We start from the raw sequence: 18,529 nt of genomic DNA, 5'->3' as shown, positions 1-18,529 counted from the left end.
CTGCGAGGAGCAAGCATGCGCGAATTCAAGCGTACCGACCGGGTAGCCGACCAGCTCCAAAAGGAGCTGGCGGTGCTTATCCAGCGCGAGATCAAGGACCCGCGCCTTGGCATGGTCACGGTCAGCGGCGCGACCGTCAGTCGTGATCTGGGCTACGCCGATATCTACGTCACCCTGCTGGGTGAGCAGGACCCGGCGCGCATCAAGGAAAATCTGCAGGTGCTCAAACGCGCCAGCGGTTTTCTGAGAAGCCAGATTGCCAAGCGCATCAAACTGCGTCATGTGCCGGAGCTGCGCTTTCATTTCGATGAAAGCGTGGTGCGCGGCCAGCAGCTCTCTTCGCTGATCGACGAGGCGGTCTCGACCGACCGCGCCCGTCAGGACGAAGAAGAGGGCGGTAACGAAGGCGAGGCGCCGCGGTAATGGCGCGTCGCCGTAAGGGCCTGCCGGTCAACGGCGTGGTGCTGCTGGACAAGCCCCAAGGCGTGTCCAGTAACCATGCTTTACAGCGCGTGCGCCGGCTGTTCGAGGCGCAAAAAGCGGGGCACACCGGCACCCTCGACCCCATGGCGACGGGCTTACTGCCGATCTGTCTGGGGGAGGCGACCAAGTTCTCCGCGCACCTTCTGGAAGCCGACAAGATGTATCGCACCCGGGTCGAACTCGGGGTGATCACCGATACCGGCGATGCGGAAGGTAGCGTGATCGAGCGCCGCGAGGTGCCAACGCTTTCGAATGACGACGTCGAGGCTGCCATTGCACGCTTTCGCGGCGAGATCGACCAGGTACCGCCGATGTACTCGGCGCTCAAGCATCAGGGCAAAAAGCTTTACGAACTGGCCCGCGAGGGCAAGGAAGTGGAGCGTGCAGCGCGCAGAATTAGCGTGTATGATGCCCGGCTGCTCGCGTTCGACGGTCAAGCGTTCGAGCTCGAAGTAAGCTGTAGTAAAGGCACCTACATTCGCACGTTGGCCGAAGATATCGGTTTGGCGCTCGGATGCGGCGCTCATATCAGCCAGCTAAGACGGCTCAAGACCGGCCCCTTTGATGGCAACGCGATGTGGACCCTGGAGGCGTTAGAAGCTCTTGGTGAGCAGAGCGCGCGTGAGGCCGAATTGATGCCCGTGGACGTACTGGTCGATCACCTCCCTGCGCTTAGCGTGGACGAGGCCGCCCATACCTCCTTGTCCTACGGTCAATCCGCCAAGCTCGACGTGGGGGCACTGCCGCCCAACGAGCTGGCACGACTTTACTACGCCGAGTCGTTTCTCGGCTTGGGCGTGGTGAAAGGGCCCCAGGAAGTGGCCCCCAAGCGGCTGTTAAGCACGGTCGCGCTTTCGTAAGTTCGCTGGTAAAACGTTGCAAGGACGCCGCGATTTACGCGAAAATACCCTTTGAGACTGCAAATATGCGTGGTCTCACCCATTCAATGTTAAGCATATTGCTGACTGGAGAGACAGATGGCACTAACCGCTGAGAAAAAGGCCGAGATCGTTAACGAATACGGCCGCGGCGAGAGCGACACCGGTTCCCCCGAAGTGCAGGTTGCCCTGCTGAGCGCCAACATCAATGGCCTGCAGGACCACTTCAAGACCAACAAGCAGGACCACCACTCGCGTCGTGGTCTGATCCGCATGGTAAACCAGCGTCGTAAGCTGCTGGACTACCTCAAGCGCAAGGATTTTGAACGCTATCAGTCGCTGATCCAGCGTTTGGGTCTGCGCCGCTAAAACGCCTTGTCGCGCCCCTTTTCATGAGGGGGCAGACAAGCCGCGAAGCGTGCAATCAAAACGGGTAGCCCCAAAGGGCTACCCGTTTTTTTATGCCCAAAACGCGCTAAAAGCGGGAGGAAGGCGGTGAATTCGGGTTTCTGGTAGCCCTTGAGCGCCACAGCGCCTAGAATAGTGGCGAGTCAAAAACGACCCCAGAAAAGACAAGTAGCTATTTTATGTTAAAGGAAGTCGCCGTGAATCCGGTAAAAAAAACGTTCCAGTACGGTCGTAGCACCGTCACCCTCGAAACCGGCCGTATCGCTCGCCAGGCCAGCGGTGCCGTGATGGTCACCATGGACGACACCGTTGTGCTCTGCACCGTGGTCGCCAAGAAAGACGTCAATCCTGGCCAGCCCTTTTTCCCGCTCTCGGTACACTACCAGGAAAAGACCTACGCGGTTGGCAAGATTCCCGGCGGCTTCTTCAAACGCGAAGGGCGCCCCACCGAGAAAGAGACGCTCACCTCGCGTCTGATCGACCGTCCGATCCGCCCGCTTTTCCCGAAAGGCTTCATGAACGAAGTACAGGTCATCTGTACCGTTCTCTCTACCGACCGTAACCACGACCCGGATATCGCCGCGATGCTGGGTACTTCGGCAGCGCTTTCGATCTCCGGCGTGCCGTTCAACGGCCCGATCGGTGCCGCGCGTGTGGGCTTCAACGAAGAACAGGGTTACTTTCTAAACCCGACCGTCGAAGAGCTTGCGACCTCCGAGCTTAACATGGTCGTCGCCGGTACCGAAAAAGCCGTGCTGATGGTCGAGTCCGAAGCCCAGGAGCTTCTGGAAGACGAAATGCTCGGCGCGGTCCTCTTTGGCCATCAGGAAATGCAGGTGGCGGTCTCCGCCATCAACGAACTGGTCGCCGAGGCCGGCAAGCCGCGCTGGGAGTGGCAAGCCGCCGAGGAGAACGCGGCGCTTAAAACCGCCATGGCCGAAGGTTTTGAGGCTAAAGTCGGCGAAGCCTATCGCATTACCGACAAAATGCAGCGCCAGGACGCCCTGGCCGCGCTTAAAGACCAGGCGCTCGAGGAGCTTGTGGCCGTCGAAGGTGAGCCGGTCAACGACAAGTTCGCCAAAGACGACGTCAAGGGTGCCTTCGCAAGCCTCGAGAAGCGCGTCGTGCGCTCGCGGGTCGTGAAAGGCGAGCCGCGTATCGATGGCCGCGACAACACCACCGTGCGCCCGCTAGACATCGAAGTCGGCGTATTGCCCAAGACCCACGGCTCGGCGGTGTTCACGCGTGGTGAAACCCAAGCGATCGCCGTGGCGACGTTAGGTACGCTTCGCGACTCGCAGTTGATCGAGTCGCTGGAAGGCGAGCGTAAAGACCGCTTCATGCTGCACTACAACTTCCCTCCCTATTCGGTTGGCGAAGCCGGCTTCATGGGCGGGCCGAAGCGCCGTGAAATCGGCCATGGCCGTTTGGCGCGCCGTGGTGTGCAGGCCATGCTGCCCTCGGAAGACGACTTCCCCTACACCATTCGCGTGGTCTCCGAGATCACCGAGTCCAACGGCTCGAGCTCCATGGCCTCGGTCTGTGGCTCCTCACTTGCGCTGATGGATGCGGGTGTTCCGCTGAAAGCGCCGGTGGCGGGTATCGCCATGGGCCTGGTCAAAGACCCGGAAGGTTACGCGGTGCTGACCGATATTCTGGGCGACGAAGATCACCTCGGTGACATGGACTTCAAGGTCGCTGGCTCCGTCGAAGGCGTGACCGCGCTCCAGATGGATATCAAGATCGAAGGCATCAACGAAGAGATCATGGAGACCGCGCTGCAGCAGGCCCACCATGCGCGCATCTCGATCCTCGAGCAGATGAACGCCGTCATTAATCAGAGCCGCACCGAGGTTTCTGATAATGCGCCGTCCATGGCGACGATCAAAATCGACCCGGACAAAATCCGCGACGTCATCGGCAAAGGGGGCGCTACCATTCGCAAGATTTGCGAAGACACCGGCGCCTCCATCGATCTTGACGATGACGGCACCGTGCGTATTTATGCCGAAGACAAGAAAGCCGCCAAGGCGGCCATCGACACCGTGCTGGCGATCACCGCCGAGGCGGAAATCGGCAAGCTTTACAACGGTAAGGTCGTGCGTATTGCCGACTTCGGCGCATTCGTGAACATCATGCCCGGCACCGACGGTCTGGTACACATCTCGCAAATCGTCCAGGAGCGCGTCAACGACGTGCGCGACTTCTTGAACGAAGGTGACGACGTGGTCGTGAAAGTGCTCGACATCGACAACCGCAACCGCGTGAAGCTCTCCATCAAGGAGATCACCGAAGAAGAGAAAGCGGCGTTTGCCGTGCAAAGCGAAGCCACCGTCGAATAAGCGATCCGAAGGTGCTCCCTCCGCCCCCGTTGCCTTTGGCTGCGGGGGCGGCGTTGTTTGGGAGAGGCGGTCGATAAGGAGAAATCATGGAGAAGGATGTCGCCAGGTGGTGGGCGGTCATTGCGGTCATGTGCGGGATTTTCCTGCTGGTCACCGCCGAGCAGCTGCCGATCGGGCTGCTCTCCCAGGTAGCGGGGGAGATGGGCGTCAGCGAGGGCACCGCTGGTTTGATGGTGACGGTACCCGGGGTGGTGGCGGCGTTGTCGGCGCCGCTGTTGCCGGTGGCAGTGGGCCGCATGGACCGCCGGGTGATGCTGACCGGTTTGATGATCATCATGACGCTGGGCAGCGTGCTCTCGAGTATGGCCGAAAGCTTTGTCATGCTGCTCGCCGCGCGAGTGCTGATCGGCATGAGTATCGGGGGTTTCTGGGCGGTCGCGGGCAGCATCGCGCCCAGGCTCGTGCCGGAGGAAAGCGTGGCCAAGGCGATGACGATCATCTTTGGTGGCGTCACGGCGGCCTCGGTGCTGGGCGTGCCGCTGGGTACACTCTTGGGGGATATCAGCAGCTGGCGGTGGGTGTTTGGCGGCCTGGGCGGCTTTAGTCTGCTGACCGCGGGTATGATCTGGCTATGGTTACCCAGCCTTCCGCCCCGGGAGCCGGTGCGCCTGCGCATTCTCGCCCAGCAGGTGCTCAATCGTGGCGTGCGCGTAGCGGTACTCACCACCGGCTGCGTGGTCGTGGGCCACTTCGTCGCCTACACCTTCATCAGCCCGATTCTGCAAAACGTCAGCGGCATCGAGCAGCGCAACGTGGGAACCCTGTTGCTGCTTTACGGGGCGGCGGGCATTATCGGCAACGTGATCGCGGGCATGCGCGCGGCGCGCAACCCCTACATCGCCGTGCTCATGATTCCGGTGCTGCTTTTGGTCGTGGTGGCGAGCTTTCCGCTGCTGGGCACGAGTCCGTTCAGCGGCGTGGTGCTCTTGACGGTGTGGGGCGCGATCTTCGGCAGCATCTCGGTAAGCATTCAGACCTGGATTTTGCGCACCGCGCCCAATACCGAGGCGGCTACCGCTTTAATGGCCTTCGTGTTCAATATGTCGATTGGCTTGGGGTCGCTTTTGGGCGGGCGCGTGGTGGATGCCACGAGTCTACCGACCACCATGTGGGCCGCCGCCGGGCTTTTCCTGATGGGGGTGGTGCTGGTTGGTCGCACGCCATCACAGCTAGTCAATGGCGGCAGGATTCGGTAAACCGCTTCAAAAATCGAGCATCGGGGTCCGGAAGAGACCCTACGCGGGGGCGCTGTAAATACCTCCCTGTACGCTACTTTCGCCATCCCTGGCGAAAGACCCCCGCTACGGGTCTCTTCCGGCCACACTGGGGTGGTTGAGATATAGCTGCAATCAAAAGCCCCTGCTCGAAGGCAGGGGCTTTGTTGTTTAGAAGGCCTGAAGTTACGGCCGCTCGATGGCCAGCGCTACACCTTGGCCGCCGCCGATACAAAGCGTAGCAAGGCCTTTTTTGGCATCCCGGGCGATCATTTCGTGAATCAGCGAGACCAGTACGCGACAGCCCGAGGCGCCGATCGGGTGGCCCAGCGCAATGGCACCGCCGTTGACGTTCACTTTGGAGACGTCCCAGCCCAGCTCCTTGTTGACCGACATCGCTTGGGCGGCAAAGGCTTCGTTCGCCTCGACGAGATCCAAATCCTCAAGGCTCCAGCCGGCTTTCTCAAGGCACCGCCTTGTCGCCGGGGCCGGCCCGATGCCCATGATCGCCGGATCCACGCCAGCGTTGGCGTAGGCCTTGATGCGCGCGAGCGGCTCAAGCCCCAGTTCCTTGGCTTTCTCCGCCGAGCAGACCATCACCACGGCGGCGCCGTCGTTGAGAGAGGAAGCGTTGCCCGCGGTGACGGTGCCGTCTTTCTTGAACGCCGGCTTCATGCCACCCAGTTTTTCCGCAGTGACTTCCCGCGGGTTTTCGTCGGTATCGAACACCACCGGGTCGCCCTTGCGCTGGGGGATCTCCACCGGCACGATCTGGCTTTTGAACTTGCCTTCCTTGATGGCGTTGGAGGCGTTCTGCTGCGACTGGGCGGCGAACTCGTCCATTTGCTCGCGGGTGATGCCGTACTTCTCGGCCAGGTTCTCGGCGGTAATGCCCATGTGGAAATCGTTGAACGCGTCCCACAGGCCATCGTGGACCATGGTATCGATCGCTTTCCAGTCGCCCATGCGCTGGCCGTTGCGCGAGTTGGGCAGCACGTGAGGCGAGGCGGACATGTTCTCCTGGCCGCCGGCAATGATCAGGTCGGCATCGCCGCACAGGATGGCTTGGGTGGCCAAATGAACCGCTTTGAGGCCAGAGCCGCATACCTTGTTGATGGTCATGGCCGGCACCGAGTCCGGCAGGCCGGCATTGATGGACGCCTGGCGAGCCGGGTTTTGGCCCACCCCCGCAGTCAGCACCTGGCCGAGCAGCACTTCGTTGACCTGATCCGGTGAGACGCCGGTGGATGAGAGAATGTCCTTGATGACCAGCGAGCCGAGTTCGCTGGCGGGAATGCCCGCGAGCGAGCCGCCGAAGCTACCGACCGCGGTGCGCCGTGCGGCGACGATGACCACTTCTTGCATGACAGAACTCCCGAAATGAATAAGGCCGTAAGCCTGTGAGCGAGCGTATTGAATTCAAGCGTGTTCAATCAGCATAGGGGAAAGTCGTGCGTCGCGACAATACGCTTTTGGTTCACCCTCGTGGGTCGCGCCGTTGCAGGGTGACGGCCACGTTATCGATCAGGCGCGTCGGGCCGAGCTTTGCCGCCGCTAATAGTACCGCCGCCGAGGTGGTGGGCGTTACCGGGCCAAGCGCTGCGCTTTTTAGCTCTACGTATTCCGGTGTAAGGCCCGCAGCCCCCAGGGCCGCGATCGCCTGGTCGAGCACGAGCGGGGCGGGCTCGCCGTTTTCCAGTGCCGCTTTCGCTGCTTGCAGGGCCTGGTAAAGCCTGGGCGCGGCGGCGCGCTGCTCGTCACTCAAGTAGCCGTTGCGCGATGAAAGCGCCAGGCCATCCTCGGCGCGCTGGGTTGCCACGCCGATGATCTCGATGGGCATGTGCAGGTCCGCTTTGAGCTTACGGATGACCGCCAGTTGCTGGTAATCCTTCTCGCCGAACAGCGCGATGTCCGGCTGCACCAGGTTGAACAGCATCGTCACCACGGTGGCCACGCCGTCGAAGTGGCCGGGGCGGCTGGCGCCGCAAAGCCCTTCGGAAACCACCGGCACCTGCACCCGCGTCTGAGCGTCCAGGCCGCCCGGGTAGAGCGCGGCGGCGGTGGGGGCGAATAGAAAATCGCAGCCGGCCTCGGCAAGCTTCGCCTGGTCCTCTTTTAGGGTGCGCGGGTAGGCGTCCAGGTCTTCACCCGGGCCAAACTGCATCGGGTTGACGAAAAGGCTCGCCACCACGATATCCGCGTGCTGGCGCGCGGTTTCCACCAGCGCCATGTGCCCGGCGTGCAGGTTGCCCATGGTGGGAACCAGCGCGATACGTTTCCCGGTTCGGCGGTCGTCGTTGAGCGTCGATCGAAGGTCGGCGATGTCGTGCAGCGTGCGCATTATGGGTTGGCCTGGCAGAGATAAGACAAAAGAGGGCGCGGGCGACGTCGAACCCCGTGGGCCGTTAACCCGGGCCGTCTTCGACCAGTCGCTGAATACCGGGGTTTTCGATGCGCTCCAGCCAGTGGCGGGCGGGTTGATCGTGCAGGGTGATCGCAGCATCGAGCTCGTTAAGCGGCATCAGCACGAAGGCGCGCTCGTGCATGTGCGGGTGGGGAACGCTTAAGCGGGGCTGCTCGATGCGCTGCTCGCCGAAGAGCAGGATATCGAGATCCAGGGTGCGTGGGCCCCAGTGGCGCAAACGGCGGCGGCGATGGCGCTGCTCCAGGCCCTGGAGCTGATCCAGAAGCGCCAGCGGTGAAAGCGCGGTGTCGAGGGCGACGACGGCGTTGACGAAATCTGGCTGGTCCTGGGGGCCCACCGGGCGGCTGGCGTAAAGCGAGGAGACGCCGCTTACCCTGGTGAGCGGCAGCTCGCCAAGCTCGACTATCGCCCGGCGTACCTGGGCCAGCGGCTCTTCGATATTGCTGCCAATGCCGATATAGGCAAGCGATGAGATCATGGCGCTGGCTCGCTAATCGCTTTTGCGCGTCGGCTTACGGCGCTTTTTACGCCGCCGGTCGCCCTGGCTTGCCGGGTCGCCACCCACCTTTTGCAGCAGGCGGCGCTGTTCGTGCTCGTCGCCTTGCTGGAACGCTTCCCACCACTCGCCCAGCCCGCGGGGTATTTCACCGGCTTGCTCGCGCAGTAACAAAAGGTCGAAAGCGGCGCGAAAGCGCGGGTGTTCGCGGCTTTGAAACGCGCGCTTGCCGCGACGCATGGGCAGGCGTGCCTGAAGCTCCCAGATCTCGCGCATTGGCATACCAAAGCGTTTGGGGATCGAGATGTGCTGAAGCTGGCGCATCACTACGTCCTGGGCGGCTGTTTGCAGCGCGGGTACCGCGGGCATGCCTTCGCCTTCGAGCTCTGCCAGGCGTAGTGAAACCGGCCCCCACAAAAACGCGGCGAACAAAAACGCCGGGGTCACCGGGCGGTCGTTGGCGATGCGCTTGTCGGTATTCATTAGCGCCTGCTCGATCAGCTCCTCGACCCAAGCGGCGTCGGCCATGGCTTCCTCGGCTTCGGGGAAGAGCATGCCGAACAGCCCGTAGTGGCTCAAAAGACGGAAGGTCAAAAGCCCCTGGCCGGACATGAAGAGCTTGAGCGCTTCGTCGAACAGGCGCGCCGGCGGAATTTGCAGCAAAAGCGGCGCCAGCTCGTACATCGGCGCTTCGGTTTCGGGAGCGATCTCGAAGCCCAGCTTGGCGGCAAAGCGCACCGCGCGCAGCATACGCACCGGGTCTTCCCGATAACGGGTTGCCGGGTCGCCGATCAGTCGCAGCGTGCGCGCGTTGATATCGCCGATGCCGCCGGCGAAGTCATGAATCGAGAAGTCGGCGATGCTGTAGTAAAGCGCGTTGACGGTGAAGTCACGGCGCAGCGCGTCCTCTTCGATGCTGCCCCAAACGTTATCGCGCAGCAGAAGCCCATCGTCGGACTGCTGAGCGATATGATCGCCGTGCTCGTCTTGAGGCTTGCCCCGGAAGGTCGTCACCTCGATGACTTCGCGCCCAAAGCGGACGTGAACGATACGAAAGCGCCGCCCGATCAATCGCGAGTTGCGAAACAAATCGCGCACCTGATCCGGCGTGGCGTTGGTCGCCACGTCGAAATCCTTGGGGGTTTGGCCAAGGAGCGCATCGCGAATGCAGCCGCCGACCAGATAGGCACCAAAGCCTGCACCGTCCAATCGATAAAGTACTTTCAAGGCGGCGTCGCTGATCTGCTGACGAGAAACAGGGTGCTCGGAGCGGGGGATAACGTGAGGCGTTAAGGCCTCAGTAGGGTTTTCTTGGGAATCGAGCAGGTTTTTCAATTGCTCTCCCGAACCAGGTAAAAAACGGGTAAGTCCTCTAAACATGCGACGACATCGACTCGCAGTTAAAACGTAGGTTATTTAACAAAGGGTTTGATAAATGATAAGTCGATGAGTGTAGCCGACGCCCAACGCCTTGCAAAGCATTCAGACGAGGATTGTACAAAACGTTTAAAAAACGGCGTTCATAACGGCGTCAATGACCAAGGGCCAGATGCGGAAAGGGGAGGCCAAAACGGCCTCCCCTGTCAATTGGGTCAATCAGCATCCGTGCTGCTGTTTTTCTTCATGATGGCACATCGCCCTGAATACGCACCGCAGTCAGTAAAGCGTTGCTCACTCTGCTCCGACCGCCTCGTATTCAAAACAATAATCCAACCGCGAACTCTTCTCGCCCGGCGAATTGTTATTGGCTCCGGGGGTACATTGCAAAGCGTTTATTATTGTTGGCCGCTTTGAGGGTGTACGTCGCGTCCTTTTTCGGGTTATTGCTTTCGATTGTTTTTATGGATGCGCCTGCTATCAAGCGCGAGCAATTTGCAAGACATCAGCCGTTTATTGTTATTGGTCGCTTATCTTGCCCTCGCCCTGTTGTTTTTGTTTTGGCGAGGTCTGCGCGGTATGGCTTGTTATTGTTGTTGTTTAACCGCTACCCGATTTGTTTTTCTTACCCAGTAATACTGCACTTGGCGTGCCACTTGTTAAAAAGAAAAGTTATTTCATCAACTTGTAGTATTCGAGTATTTTTTGAGCAGGTGCTGTGCACCAAGTGTTACCTTCAAAACAGCGTTTTTAAACGTCTTGTGTGTGGGAAGGTAACAACCCGAATGGCCGCTTTTTTAAATATTTTTTATTGAAATCAGGATATTAGACGTTAGTCGTAGGGCGTGGCGCGTGGCATCAAGGCGTGGAGGTGTCGCCCCCCGCTCCCGGTCGTTTGGCGGTCTTTTTACGCGGAATACCCAGCCGCTGGCGCCGTTCCCAGAGGTTTTTACGGCTAATGCCCAATTTTTGTGCAAGTTCGGTTTCACTCATCTGATCCTGGTGCTCCAGCACGAAATGCTGAAAGTAATCCTCCAGCGAAAGATCCTCTTCCTCTTCGAACGGCTCTTTCGTTTCGGACGTAGCACTGGGCGCCGGGCGGTGGGGTACCGGCCCCAGCCCCAGGTCGTCAGGGTGGATCAGGTGGCCCTCGGCGAGAATCACGCCGCGCTCGAGCGCGTTTTCGAGCTCGCGTACGTTGCCAGGCCAGGGGTAGTCCTGCACATCCTGACGCGCGGCGCGCGAAAGGCGAAGACCTGGCCGGTCGTGGCGCTGGCAGGCTTTCTCTAGCAGGATGTCGGCGATTTTCAAAACGTCCTCGTCACGCTCGCGAAGCGGCGGCAGGGCGATCTGCATGACGTTGAGGCGATAATAAAGATCCAGGCGGAACTCACCGCTTTTGGAAAGCGCGCGCAGGTCCCGGTGGGTCGCGGTGATCAGGCGGACGTTCACGTGACGGGTTTCCACGGAGCCGATCTTGCGGATTTCGCCTTCTTGCAGCACGCGCAGAAGCCTTGCCTGGGCATCCAGCGGAAGTTCGCCGATCTCGTCGAGAAACAGCGTACCGCCGTCGGCGGCTTCTACCAGCCCGGTGCGAGCAGCGCTTGCGCCGGTGAAGGCGCCTTTTTCGTGGCCGAAAAGCTCGGACTCGATCAGCGTTTCCGGGATCGCCGCGCAGTTGACGCAAATAAGCGGGGCCGCCGCGCGCTTGCTCTGCTGATGAAGCGCCCGCGCCACCAGCTCCTTGCCGGTGCCGGACTCGCCCTGGATCAGCACGCTGACATCCGCCGGAGCGGTTTTACGAATCCGGGTGTACACCTGCTGCATGGCGGCGCAGTCGCCGATCATGATTTGGCGGGTGCCGCCCTCGTCGGTAATCGCCGGGGCGCTGCCGGCCGCCATGGCGCGATTGTGCAAAATGCCCTCGACAGTTTCCAGCAGCTCGTCGTGATCGAAGGGTTTGGCGACGTAGTCCACCGCGCCAAGCTTCAATGCCTCGATCGCCGAGCGCATGCTGGCGTAGCTGGTCATGACCAGCACCGGCGCCGGGGCGGCGGCTTCGATCAGCGCGGTGCCCGGCTCGCCCGGCAGGCGCAGGTCGCTGATGATGAGATCGAACTCGGCAAGCGCAAGCGTTGCCGTCTCCTCGACGCTGGCCGCCTCGACGACCTCGTAGTGGCTGCGCTCGAGCAGTCGCTTGAGGGCGCTGCGAATAATCGCTTCATCTTCAACAATCAGTATCCTGGCCATTTAGGGTCGATCATCCTGTTGGTAAAGCGGCAGCCAAAGCGTAATGGCGGTGCCGCACGACTGTCCGCTCGGAGGCGAGGTGCACTCGATTCGGCCCTGGTGCTCGTTGATAATCTGGTACGCCACCGATAGCCCAAGCCCGGTGCCTTCTCCCGGCGCCTTGGTGGTGGTGAAGGGCTCGAACAAGTGATCCTTTACGCTTTCCGCGATACCTTCGCCGTTATCCGTAACGCGCCACCAGGCCTGCCCGGCCTGCTCGCCGGCCTCGATCGAAACCTCGCCTGGCCCTTGGCAGGCATCGCGCGCGTTGCCCAGCAGGTTCACCATCACCTGGGTCAAACGCTGGGCGTCGCCCTGAACGGTGAGGTGTGCTGGGCAGGCGTTATCAAAGCTAACATCCTCGCCCGACCGGGCCAGGTGGATCAAGTGTAGCGCGTCGTCGCTGATATGGCGGAGCACGACGCACTCTGCCGGGGGCGGCAATGACTGGCGCCCGCCGTGGGCAAAGCCCACCAGCGAGTTGACGATTTTAGTCACCCGCTGGGTCAGCTCCTGGATATGATCGGCGGTTTCCAGTAATGCCGGGTCGCTGGTATCGAAACGCAGGTTTTGGGCAAGCGATGAAATCCCCGTAATCGGGTTGCCGATCTCGTGGGCGACCCCGGCGGCCAGCTGGCCGATCGAGGCCAGGCGCGCGGCGTGCACCAGCTCCTCTTCGAGCCATTTCATTTCGCTGTGGTCCTCGACCAGGATCACGCTACCGCCGCGGCTATCGAGCCCGCTCAGCGCGGCCTGGTGCAGGGTCAGAAAGTAGTCCCTGCCGTGTAGGCATACCGGTTGCTTGTAAAGCGGGCCGCTTGGCGCGTGCTGCGCGCTTTTTAATAGCTCGGGCCAGGGCGCGGGGAGGCTGTCGCGGTGCGCGCCGATCACACTCTCGCCGCTGATGCCGGATAGCTCGGAAAGCGCCTGGTTCCACATGGTCAGCTCGTCGTCATCGCCCAGTACGCAAAGCCCGACCGGAAGGTAGGCCAGGGTTTGGCGGTGGTGGCGGCGCAGCCCATCGAGCTCGCGGGCAAGGCCGGTGAGCCGTGAGCGGTAGGCTTCAAGGCGGCTTTCCACGAAGTGGATATCGTCGGTCACCGGCGCGTCGTCGTGGCGGTAGGGCAGGTAGCGGTCGACGATGTCGCGGGCCACCGACGGGCCCATTAGCCCGGAAAGGTTTGCCTGGAGTCGGTCGCGCAGCCGGCGCAGCGCGTAGGGCCGGCGCTCCTCGGGGCCCAGGTTGAGCGCTTTCATTGCCCGGGCCACTTCGCGTTCGGCGGCCTCGTCGCCCAGCGCCTGGGCCAGGTGGGTGTGAAAATCCGCCGGGGTGGCGGCTTCCAGCGGCAGGCGCTTGGAGCGGATCACCGCATCGACCGAGCACGCCTCCGCGGCGCTCTGTTCGCCTTCCGAGGTGTGGGTGAAAAGCGAGATGACGATCAACAGCACGATATTGACCGAAAGCGATATCAGCGTGGTGGTGTACCAGTCCGGGGCCCCCGGCGGCATCATGTCGATGAACGGAAGGCCGGGCAGCGAGGTGGAGAGCAAAAGCGGCAGCCAAAGCCCCCAAAGCCATATCAGCGCGCCGCCGATAAGACCGGCCACCATGCCGTTACGGTTGGCGCCGGGCCAGTAAAGAAGCGCGAGCATTCCCGGTAAGCACTGGGCAATACCCACAAAGGCGGCGAGCCCCAGGTCTGTGAGGGTGTGGTGGCGGCTGATGCCCTCGGCAAACAACCAGCCGCTGGCCACGACGCCCACGACCAGCGCGCGGCGTAGCCATAAAAGCCAACCGTAAAGATTGCTGCGCGCCTCCGGCGGGCGGGCGATCAGCACCACGTGGTTGAGCACCATGCCCGATAGCGCAATGGCCATCACCGCCATGGTGCCGCTGGCCGCGGCCAGGCCTGCCAAAAAGGCCAGCGCCCCGACCCACCAATGGGTGGAGAGCTGATAGGCGGCGTAGGCGGTCAAGGAAAGATCGCCCCCCAGCGACTGCGCCGCCCACCAGATCAGCGGGATAGGAAGCGCCATCAGCAGCAAGAACAGCGGCAGCGTCCAGCTCGCCTGTAAAAGCGTATGCCGTGAGAGATTCTCGGCAAAGGTGATTTGAAAAAGATGCGGCATCATGAAAGCGGCCGCGAAAAACAGCAACAGCAGCGTACGCCACTGGGCGGGGTCCAGCCTGGGCGTGGCCGCCTGGGCAACGAGCCCGGGGCCGTCGAGCCATTGCTGCAAATCCTGGGGGCCGCTGAACACCCACCAAAGGGCGATGGCGCCGAGCGCAAGCATCGCCAGCAGTTTGATGAGCGCCTCGAGGGCGAGCATGCTCAAAAGCGTGTCGTGGCGGTGCTGGTGGCGGTGGCGGGCGCCGCAAAGAATGGCGCCCAGCGCGATGATGGCGCAAAAAAGCAGCGTTGCGACGTCGCTGTAGCGGCTATGGGTCAGGTGAAAGACCGCATCGCTCAGGGTTTTGACCTGAATACCCAAAAGCGGCAGTACCGCCAAAAGGCTTAACAGGGTGACCAGGGTGCCCACCCAGCGCGAGCGAAAGCGAAACGCGAACAAGTCGGCAAGCGAAGAGAGCTGGTAGGTGCGGGTGATGCGCTGAATGGGCACCAGCAGCACCGGGGCGAGCAAAAACGCCCCGGCCGCGCCCAGGTAGTAGGCCAGGTAGCCAAAGCCCGCCTCGGCGGCAAGCTCGAGGCTGCCGTACACCGCCCAGGCGCTGGCATAGATGCAAAGCGCCAGCGTGTAGACCAGTGGGTGGCGAGTCAGGCGTACCGGAATGAGCCCCCGCTCGACCGCTACGCCGACGCCCAGCAGCAGGCCAAAATAGCCAAGCCCCAGGGTGATGACGCCGACTAGTTCAACGCTCATCCAGCTTCCTTTTTTGCTCGAGCCAGAGGGTCAGCGCGATCAGCCCGCCCCAGATCAAAAAAGGGCGGTACCACACCGTCCCCGGCTCGCTCCAGCCGCCCATCAACACCGGCGAAAGCAGGTAACCGCCGAACACCAGAAAAAGCAAAATACGGTAGACGTACATATCAGCCCTCTTCCGGCATGGGCCGCTCGACGTTGGGCACCAGCCGCGCCGGCTGCCAGTGGGCGATGGCCCAGGTAAGCTGCTGATCGGGCGGGGCGCTTTGAAGCGCGCTCGGCGGGGCCTGGTCCAGCGCAACCAGTGCCTGGTAAAGCTGGCGGCGAACGGCATCGGGTTCATCCGCTAGCGCCGGGGCCAGATTCTGTTTGGAGAGTTTTTGTCCCGCTGCGCTCATCACCAGCGGTAGGTGCAGGTAGCGCGGGGCCGGGTAGCCAAGCGCGGTTTGCAGTTGGCCCTGCCAGGGGGTGTTGTTGAGTAGGTCGTGGCCGCGCACGATATCGGTCATACCCTGTTCGAAGTCGTCCACCACCACGGCGAGCTGGTACGCCCAAAGGTGATCCTTGCGCTTCAATACGACGTCGCCAAGTGCGGCCGGGTCGAAACACTGCTCACCGAATAAGCGGTCGTGCCAGCGAACGGGGCGCTTGGCGATATCGCTGCGCAGCCGCCAGGCAACGGGCTTGTCTGGGTCGCTCACGCCCTCGCGGCACCAGCCGGGGTAGACCGAGTGGTCTTGCCACTGCTTGCGCGAACAGCTGCAGGGGTAGGCAAGGCCTTGCTCGGCGAGGTTATCCAGAGCGTGCTGGTAGCGCGCGAGCCGGCTACTTTGCCAGACGACGTCGCCGTCCCAGTGAAGCCCAAAGGCTTCGAGCTGGCGCAAGATGGTGGCGTCGGTGCCTTGTGGGCAGCGCGGGGGGTCGAGGTCTTCGATCCGCACGTGCCACTCGCCCTTTCGGGCACGGGCGTCCAGGTAGCTGCCGAGGGCGGCCACTAGCGAGCCAAAATGCAGCGGACCGGAAGGCGTGGGCGCAAAGCGGCCCCGATAGCGAACGGTGTTGGTCATAAAGCCCATCATGAGCCAGGTGGAAACGCTCGGCAAGGCACAAAAACGGGCACTCGCGGTGCCCGATTAGAGGTGGTAGAGCCCCGGCGTGATTATCCGCCCAGCTGTTTTTCTTTCAGCTCGGCCAGGGTCTTGCAGTCCACGCAGAGCGTGGCGGTGGGGCGCGCTTCCAAACGACGAATACCGATTTCGACGCCGCACGCTTCGCAGAAGCCATAGTCGTCTTCATCGATGTTCTCGATGGTTTCGTTGATCTTCTTTAAAAGCTTGCGCTCGCGGTCCCGGGTACGCAGTTCCAGGCTGAAGCCCTCTTCCTGGGTTGCCCGGTCGGCGGGGTCGGCGTAGTTATTGGCGTCTTCTTGAAGGTGGCGCACGGTGCGGTCCACCTCTTCCATGAGGTCCTGCTTCCAATTGAGAAGTAGCTGGCGAAAGTGCGCAAGCTGCTTGGCGTTCATGTACTCTTCACCCGGTGCCGGCTCGTACGGGGTGAAGGATGTGGACGCTTCCGGTTTCTGTTCCGCTACTGGCATGGGAGTGCCCCTTACTCAAGTGACTGCTGATCAACCGTGACAACGCCACGATTTCACGTCAAAGGGATGCTTGTTTAGCGGAAAATTGGCCGCTATGCAAGTATTATAGGGCGTCTAAGACGTTAGTCTAATTGCCGCCCGGGGCCGAATAAAATCAAACGATCGAACGAACAAGGAGTTTGAATGGGTTGGAATCCACGCCTTGACCAGGTGGCCCCTTTTCGCGTGATGCACCTGTTGGAAATGGCCCAGGCGCGCGAAGCCCAGGGCTTTGACGTCATTCATTTGGAGGTGGGCGAGCCGGACTTCGCAACGCCGGCTCCGATCATCGCCGCCGGCCAACGAGCGCTCGCCGATGGCAAGACCCGCTACACGCCAGCGGCGGGCCTTCCCGCGCTGCGTGAGGCGATCAGCGGCCACTACTTCGATCACTTTGGCGCCGAGGTCGACCCCGCGCGCATTATCGTCACCCCCGGCGCCTCCGGGGCGCTTTTGCTGGCAAGCCAATTACTGGTAAGCGAAGGCGACCGGGTGCTGATGGCCGACCCCAACTACCCCTGCAATCGCCACTTCATGGCACTGGCCGGCGCCGAGGTAGACGCGGTGCCGGTGGGGCGTGAAACCGGCTGGCAGCTCGACGTCACTTTGGTCGAGAAGCACTGGCAGCCGGCCACGCGCCTTGCCATGCTCGCCTCCCCCTCCAACCCGACCGGCCATACCTTGAGCCGCGCCGGGCTTGCCGGCGTGTGCGAGGCGGTGGCGGCCCGGGGCGGCGAGCTGCTGGTCGATGAAATCTACCAGGGACTCAATTTCGACGACGCGCCGCTTTCCGCCACCGCGCTCTCGAAGGAGGCCTTCGTGGTCAACAGCTTCTCGAAGTACTTCGGCATGACCGGCTGGCGCCTGGGCTGGCTGGTGGCGCCGGAGCGCGCGGTGGAGCCCTTGACGCGACTTGCCCAGAACGTTTTTCTCGCCGCGGCCACGCCCTCCCAGCACGCGGCACTGGCCGCCTTCACGCCGGCGTGCCTTGCAGAGCTCGAAAGCCGCCGGGTGACCCTGAAAGAGCGCCGCCAGGTGCTGCTCGATGGCCTTTTCGATCTTGGCCTTGCGCCGGACGTTGCGCCCCAGGGGGCGTTCTACGTCTGGCTGAATATCTCGCGCTACAGCCGTGACAGCCAGGCGTTTTGCGAGCGGCTGCTGGTCGAAGAAAACGTAGCCATCACGCCAGGCGTCGATTTCGCGGTACACGGTGGCGCGCATTTCGTGCGCATCGCCTTCACCAGTGACGTGGCCCGCCTGCAGGAAGCACTGGTGCGCCTGGCGCGCTTTGTCAGCCGGCTATGATCACCTACGAAAGCGCCCTGGTGCCGGGCATACTGCTGCGCCGCTACAAACGCTTTTTGGCCGATGTGCGCCTCGATGACGGCCGCGAGGTCATCGCGCACTGCCCCAATACCGGCTCGATGAAAAGCGTCAATGTGCCGGGGTGTCGGGTGTGGCTCTCCCAAAGCGACAACCCCAAACGCAAGCTCGCCTGGACCTGGGAGCTGATCGAGCTGCCCGGCTTGGCTGGTCAGGTGGAGCTCGCCTCCATTCATACCGGGCGCGCCAACCGCATCGTCGAAACGGCGCTTGCGGCGGGCAAGCTCGAAGCGCTGGCCGGCTATGCCAGGCTTCGCCGCGAGGTCACGGTGGAAGGGTCGCGGCTCGACTTTCTGCTCGAGGATGACGAAAGCCAGCGCCGCGCCTATATCGAGGTTAAGCAGGTCACGCTGATGGAAGACGATGGCCACGGCTACTTCCCCGCCTCAGTCAGCACGCGGGGTCTCAAGCACCTGCAGGCGCTCGAGACGTTGGCGCGCCAGGGCGAGCGGGCGGTGCTGGTATTCTGCGGCGCCCGCGAGGGCATTTTCGATGTGGGCCCGGCCGCCCACATCGACCCGGCCTACGCCGCGGGCCTTGAAGCCGCGGTGGCCCAGGGGGTGGAAGTGCTGGCCTACGGTATCGGGGTGGGCTGGGAGGCGGGCGCGCCGATCAGTATCGGCATCGAGCGCGCCCTGACGGTCCGCCTTTGAGC

General features: G+C 62.2%; 15 protein-coding genes and 1 pseudogene. 7 read left to right on the top strand and 9 right to left on the bottom strand.

Annotated elements, in window-relative coordinates:
- Window positions 1-15 precede the first annotated feature (15 nt).
- From rbfA to ACWFVE_RS15055, 5 genes are all read left to right on the top strand, one after another.
- The gene (gene rbfA / locus ACWFVE_RS15075) at window positions 16-423 is read left to right on the top strand and encodes a 30S ribosome-binding factor RbfA (protein ID WP_447530077.1); all 408 of its coding nucleotides are present in this window, start codon (window positions 16-18) and stop codon (window positions 421-423) included.
- On the top strand, window positions 423-1,343 hold the full coding sequence (gene truB, locus ACWFVE_RS15070; protein ID WP_447530076.1) for a tRNA pseudouridine(55) synthase TruB: 921 nt from the start codon (window positions 423-425) through the stop codon (window positions 1,341-1,343). Before rbfA ends, truB begins: the two co-directional genes overlap by 1 nt.
- Before the next feature lie 117 nt (window positions 1,344-1,460).
- A complete protein-coding gene (rpsO, locus tag ACWFVE_RS15065; RefSeq protein ID WP_074397689.1) occupies window positions 1,461-1,730 on the top strand; it encodes a 30S ribosomal protein S15 in 270 nt (89 codons plus the stop codon).
- 218 nt (window positions 1,731-1,948) lie between these two features.
- Complete coding sequence (gene pnp / locus ACWFVE_RS15060; protein ID WP_447530075.1) at window positions 1,949-4,111, top strand: polyribonucleotide nucleotidyltransferase; 2,163 nt, start codon at window positions 1,949-1,951, stop codon at window positions 4,109-4,111.
- 86 nt (window positions 4,112-4,197) lie between these two features.
- On the top strand, window positions 4,198-5,367 hold the full coding sequence (locus ACWFVE_RS15055) for an MFS transporter (protein WP_447530074.1): 1,170 nt from the start codon (window positions 4,198-4,200) through the stop codon (window positions 5,365-5,367).
- Between the two features lie 204 nt (window positions 5,368-5,571).
- On the opposite strand, the gene ACWFVE_RS15050 is transcribed toward ACWFVE_RS15055, so the two are convergent.
- The 9 genes and pseudogenes from ACWFVE_RS15050 to dksA all read right to left on the bottom strand — a co-directional run bounded on the left by ACWFVE_RS15050 (window position 5,572) and on the right by dksA (window position 16,452).
- Entirely contained in the window at window positions 5,572-6,750 is a 1,179-nt protein-coding gene (locus ACWFVE_RS15050) for an acetyl-CoA C-acetyltransferase (RefSeq protein ID WP_447530073.1), read from the bottom strand.
- 112 nt (window positions 6,751-6,862) lie between these two features.
- Entirely contained in the window at window positions 6,863-7,726 is an 864-nt protein-coding gene (gene panC / locus ACWFVE_RS15045) for a pantoate--beta-alanine ligase (RefSeq protein WP_447530072.1), read from the bottom strand.
- 64 nt (window positions 7,727-7,790) lie between these two features.
- Entirely contained in the window at window positions 7,791-8,288 is a 498-nt protein-coding gene (gene folK / locus ACWFVE_RS15040; protein ID WP_447530071.1) for a 2-amino-4-hydroxy-6-hydroxymethyldihydropteridine diphosphokinase, read from the bottom strand.
- A 12-nt stretch (window positions 8,289-8,300) separates the two neighbouring features.
- A complete protein-coding gene (gene pcnB, locus ACWFVE_RS15035; protein ID WP_447530070.1) occupies window positions 8,301-9,686 on the bottom strand; it encodes a polynucleotide adenylyltransferase PcnB in 1,386 nt (461 codons plus the stop codon).
- Between the two features lie 855 nt (window positions 9,687-10,541).
- Window positions 10,542-11,933, bottom strand: a complete 1,392-nt coding sequence (locus ACWFVE_RS15030; RefSeq protein ID WP_447530069.1) for a sigma-54-dependent transcriptional regulator — start codon at window positions 11,931-11,933, stop codon at window positions 10,542-10,544.
- Window positions 11,911-14,855: pseudogene (locus tag ACWFVE_RS15025) on the bottom strand (ATP-binding protein). Before ACWFVE_RS15025 ends, ACWFVE_RS15030 begins: the two are co-directional and overlap by 23 nt.
- A complete protein-coding gene (locus tag ACWFVE_RS15020) occupies window positions 14,845-15,021 on the bottom strand; it encodes a hypothetical protein (protein ID WP_447530068.1) in 177 nt (58 codons plus the stop codon). Before ACWFVE_RS15020 ends, ACWFVE_RS15025 begins: the two are co-directional and overlap by 11 nt.
- A 1-nt stretch (window position 15,022) precedes the next feature.
- Window positions 15,023-15,922, bottom strand: coding sequence for a tRNA glutamyl-Q(34) synthetase GluQRS (gene gluQRS, locus ACWFVE_RS15015; RefSeq protein ID WP_447530067.1), 900 nt, complete (start codon window positions 15,920-15,922; stop codon window positions 15,023-15,025).
- A gap of 92 nt (window positions 15,923-16,014) precedes the next feature.
- Window positions 16,015-16,452 carry an RNA polymerase-binding protein DksA gene (gene dksA / locus ACWFVE_RS15010; protein WP_447530066.1) on the bottom strand — a complete coding sequence of 146 codons (438 nt, stop codon included), beginning with the start codon at window positions 16,450-16,452 and terminating at the stop codon, window positions 16,015-16,017.
- 183 nt (window positions 16,453-16,635) lie between these two features.
- Here dksA and ACWFVE_RS15005 point away from each other — a divergent pair, with 183 nt between their 5' ends.
- Together ACWFVE_RS15005 and sfsA are read left to right on the top strand one after the other, a co-directional pair.
- Window positions 16,636-17,796, top strand: a complete 1,161-nt coding sequence (locus tag ACWFVE_RS15005) for an aminotransferase class I/II-fold pyridoxal phosphate-dependent enzyme (RefSeq protein WP_447530065.1) — start codon at window positions 16,636-16,638, stop codon at window positions 17,794-17,796.
- Window positions 17,793-18,527 (top strand): DNA/RNA nuclease SfsA, encoded by a 735-nt coding sequence (gene sfsA, locus ACWFVE_RS15000; protein WP_447530064.1) that lies wholly within the window; start codon window positions 17,793-17,795, stop codon window positions 18,525-18,527. Before ACWFVE_RS15005 ends, sfsA begins: the two co-directional genes overlap by 4 nt.
- Window positions 18,528-18,529: the final 2 nt, after the last annotated feature.

Source organism: Vreelandella mediterranea, assembly GCF_970647075.1.
The sequence above is the reverse complement of the archived record's forward strand: the minus strand, read 5'-3'. Positions and strand labels throughout refer to the sequence as shown.

Coding starts and splice junctions, on each gene's coding strand:
- rbfA (WP_447530077.1), top strand. CDS start 16: ATGCGCGAATTCAAGCGTACCGACCGGGTAGCCGACCAGCTCCAAAAG.
- truB (WP_447530076.1), top strand. CDS start 423: ATGGCGCGTCGCCGTAAGGGCCTGCCGGTCAACGGCGTGGTGCTGCTG.
- rpsO (WP_074397689.1), top strand. CDS start 1,461: ATGGCACTAACCGCTGAGAAAAAGGCCGAGATCGTTAACGAATACGGC.
- pnp (WP_447530075.1), top strand. CDS start 1,949: ATGTTAAAGGAAGTCGCCGTGAATCCGGTAAAAAAAACGTTCCAGTAC.
- ACWFVE_RS15055 (WP_447530074.1), top strand. CDS start 4,198: ATGGAGAAGGATGTCGCCAGGTGGTGGGCGGTCATTGCGGTCATGTGC.
- ACWFVE_RS15050 (WP_447530073.1), bottom strand. CDS start 6,750: ATGCAAGAAGTGGTCATCGTCGCCGCACGGCGCACCGCGGTCGGTAGC.
- panC (WP_447530072.1), bottom strand. CDS start 7,726: ATGCGCACGCTGCACGACATCGCCGACCTTCGATCGACGCTCAACGAC.
- folK (WP_447530071.1), bottom strand. CDS start 8,288: ATGATCTCATCGCTTGCCTATATCGGCATTGGCAGCAATATCGAAGAG.
- pcnB (WP_447530070.1), bottom strand. CDS start 9,686: ATGTTTAGAGGACTTACCCGTTTTTTACCTGGTTCGGGAGAGCAATTG.
- ACWFVE_RS15030 (WP_447530069.1), bottom strand. CDS start 11,933: ATGGCCAGGATACTGATTGTTGAAGATGAAGCGATTATTCGCAGCGCC.
- ACWFVE_RS15020 (WP_447530068.1), bottom strand. CDS start 15,021: ATGTACGTCTACCGTATTTTGCTTTTTCTGGTGTTCGGCGGTTACCTG.
- gluQRS (WP_447530067.1), bottom strand. CDS start 15,922: ATGACCAACACCGTTCGCTATCGGGGCCGCTTTGCGCCCACGCCTTCC.
- dksA (WP_447530066.1), bottom strand. CDS start 16,452: ATGCCAGTAGCGGAACAGAAACCGGAAGCGTCCACATCCTTCACCCCG.
- ACWFVE_RS15005 (WP_447530065.1), top strand. CDS start 16,636: ATGGGTTGGAATCCACGCCTTGACCAGGTGGCCCCTTTTCGCGTGATG.
- sfsA (WP_447530064.1), top strand. CDS start 17,793: ATGATCACCTACGAAAGCGCCCTGGTGCCGGGCATACTGCTGCGCCGC.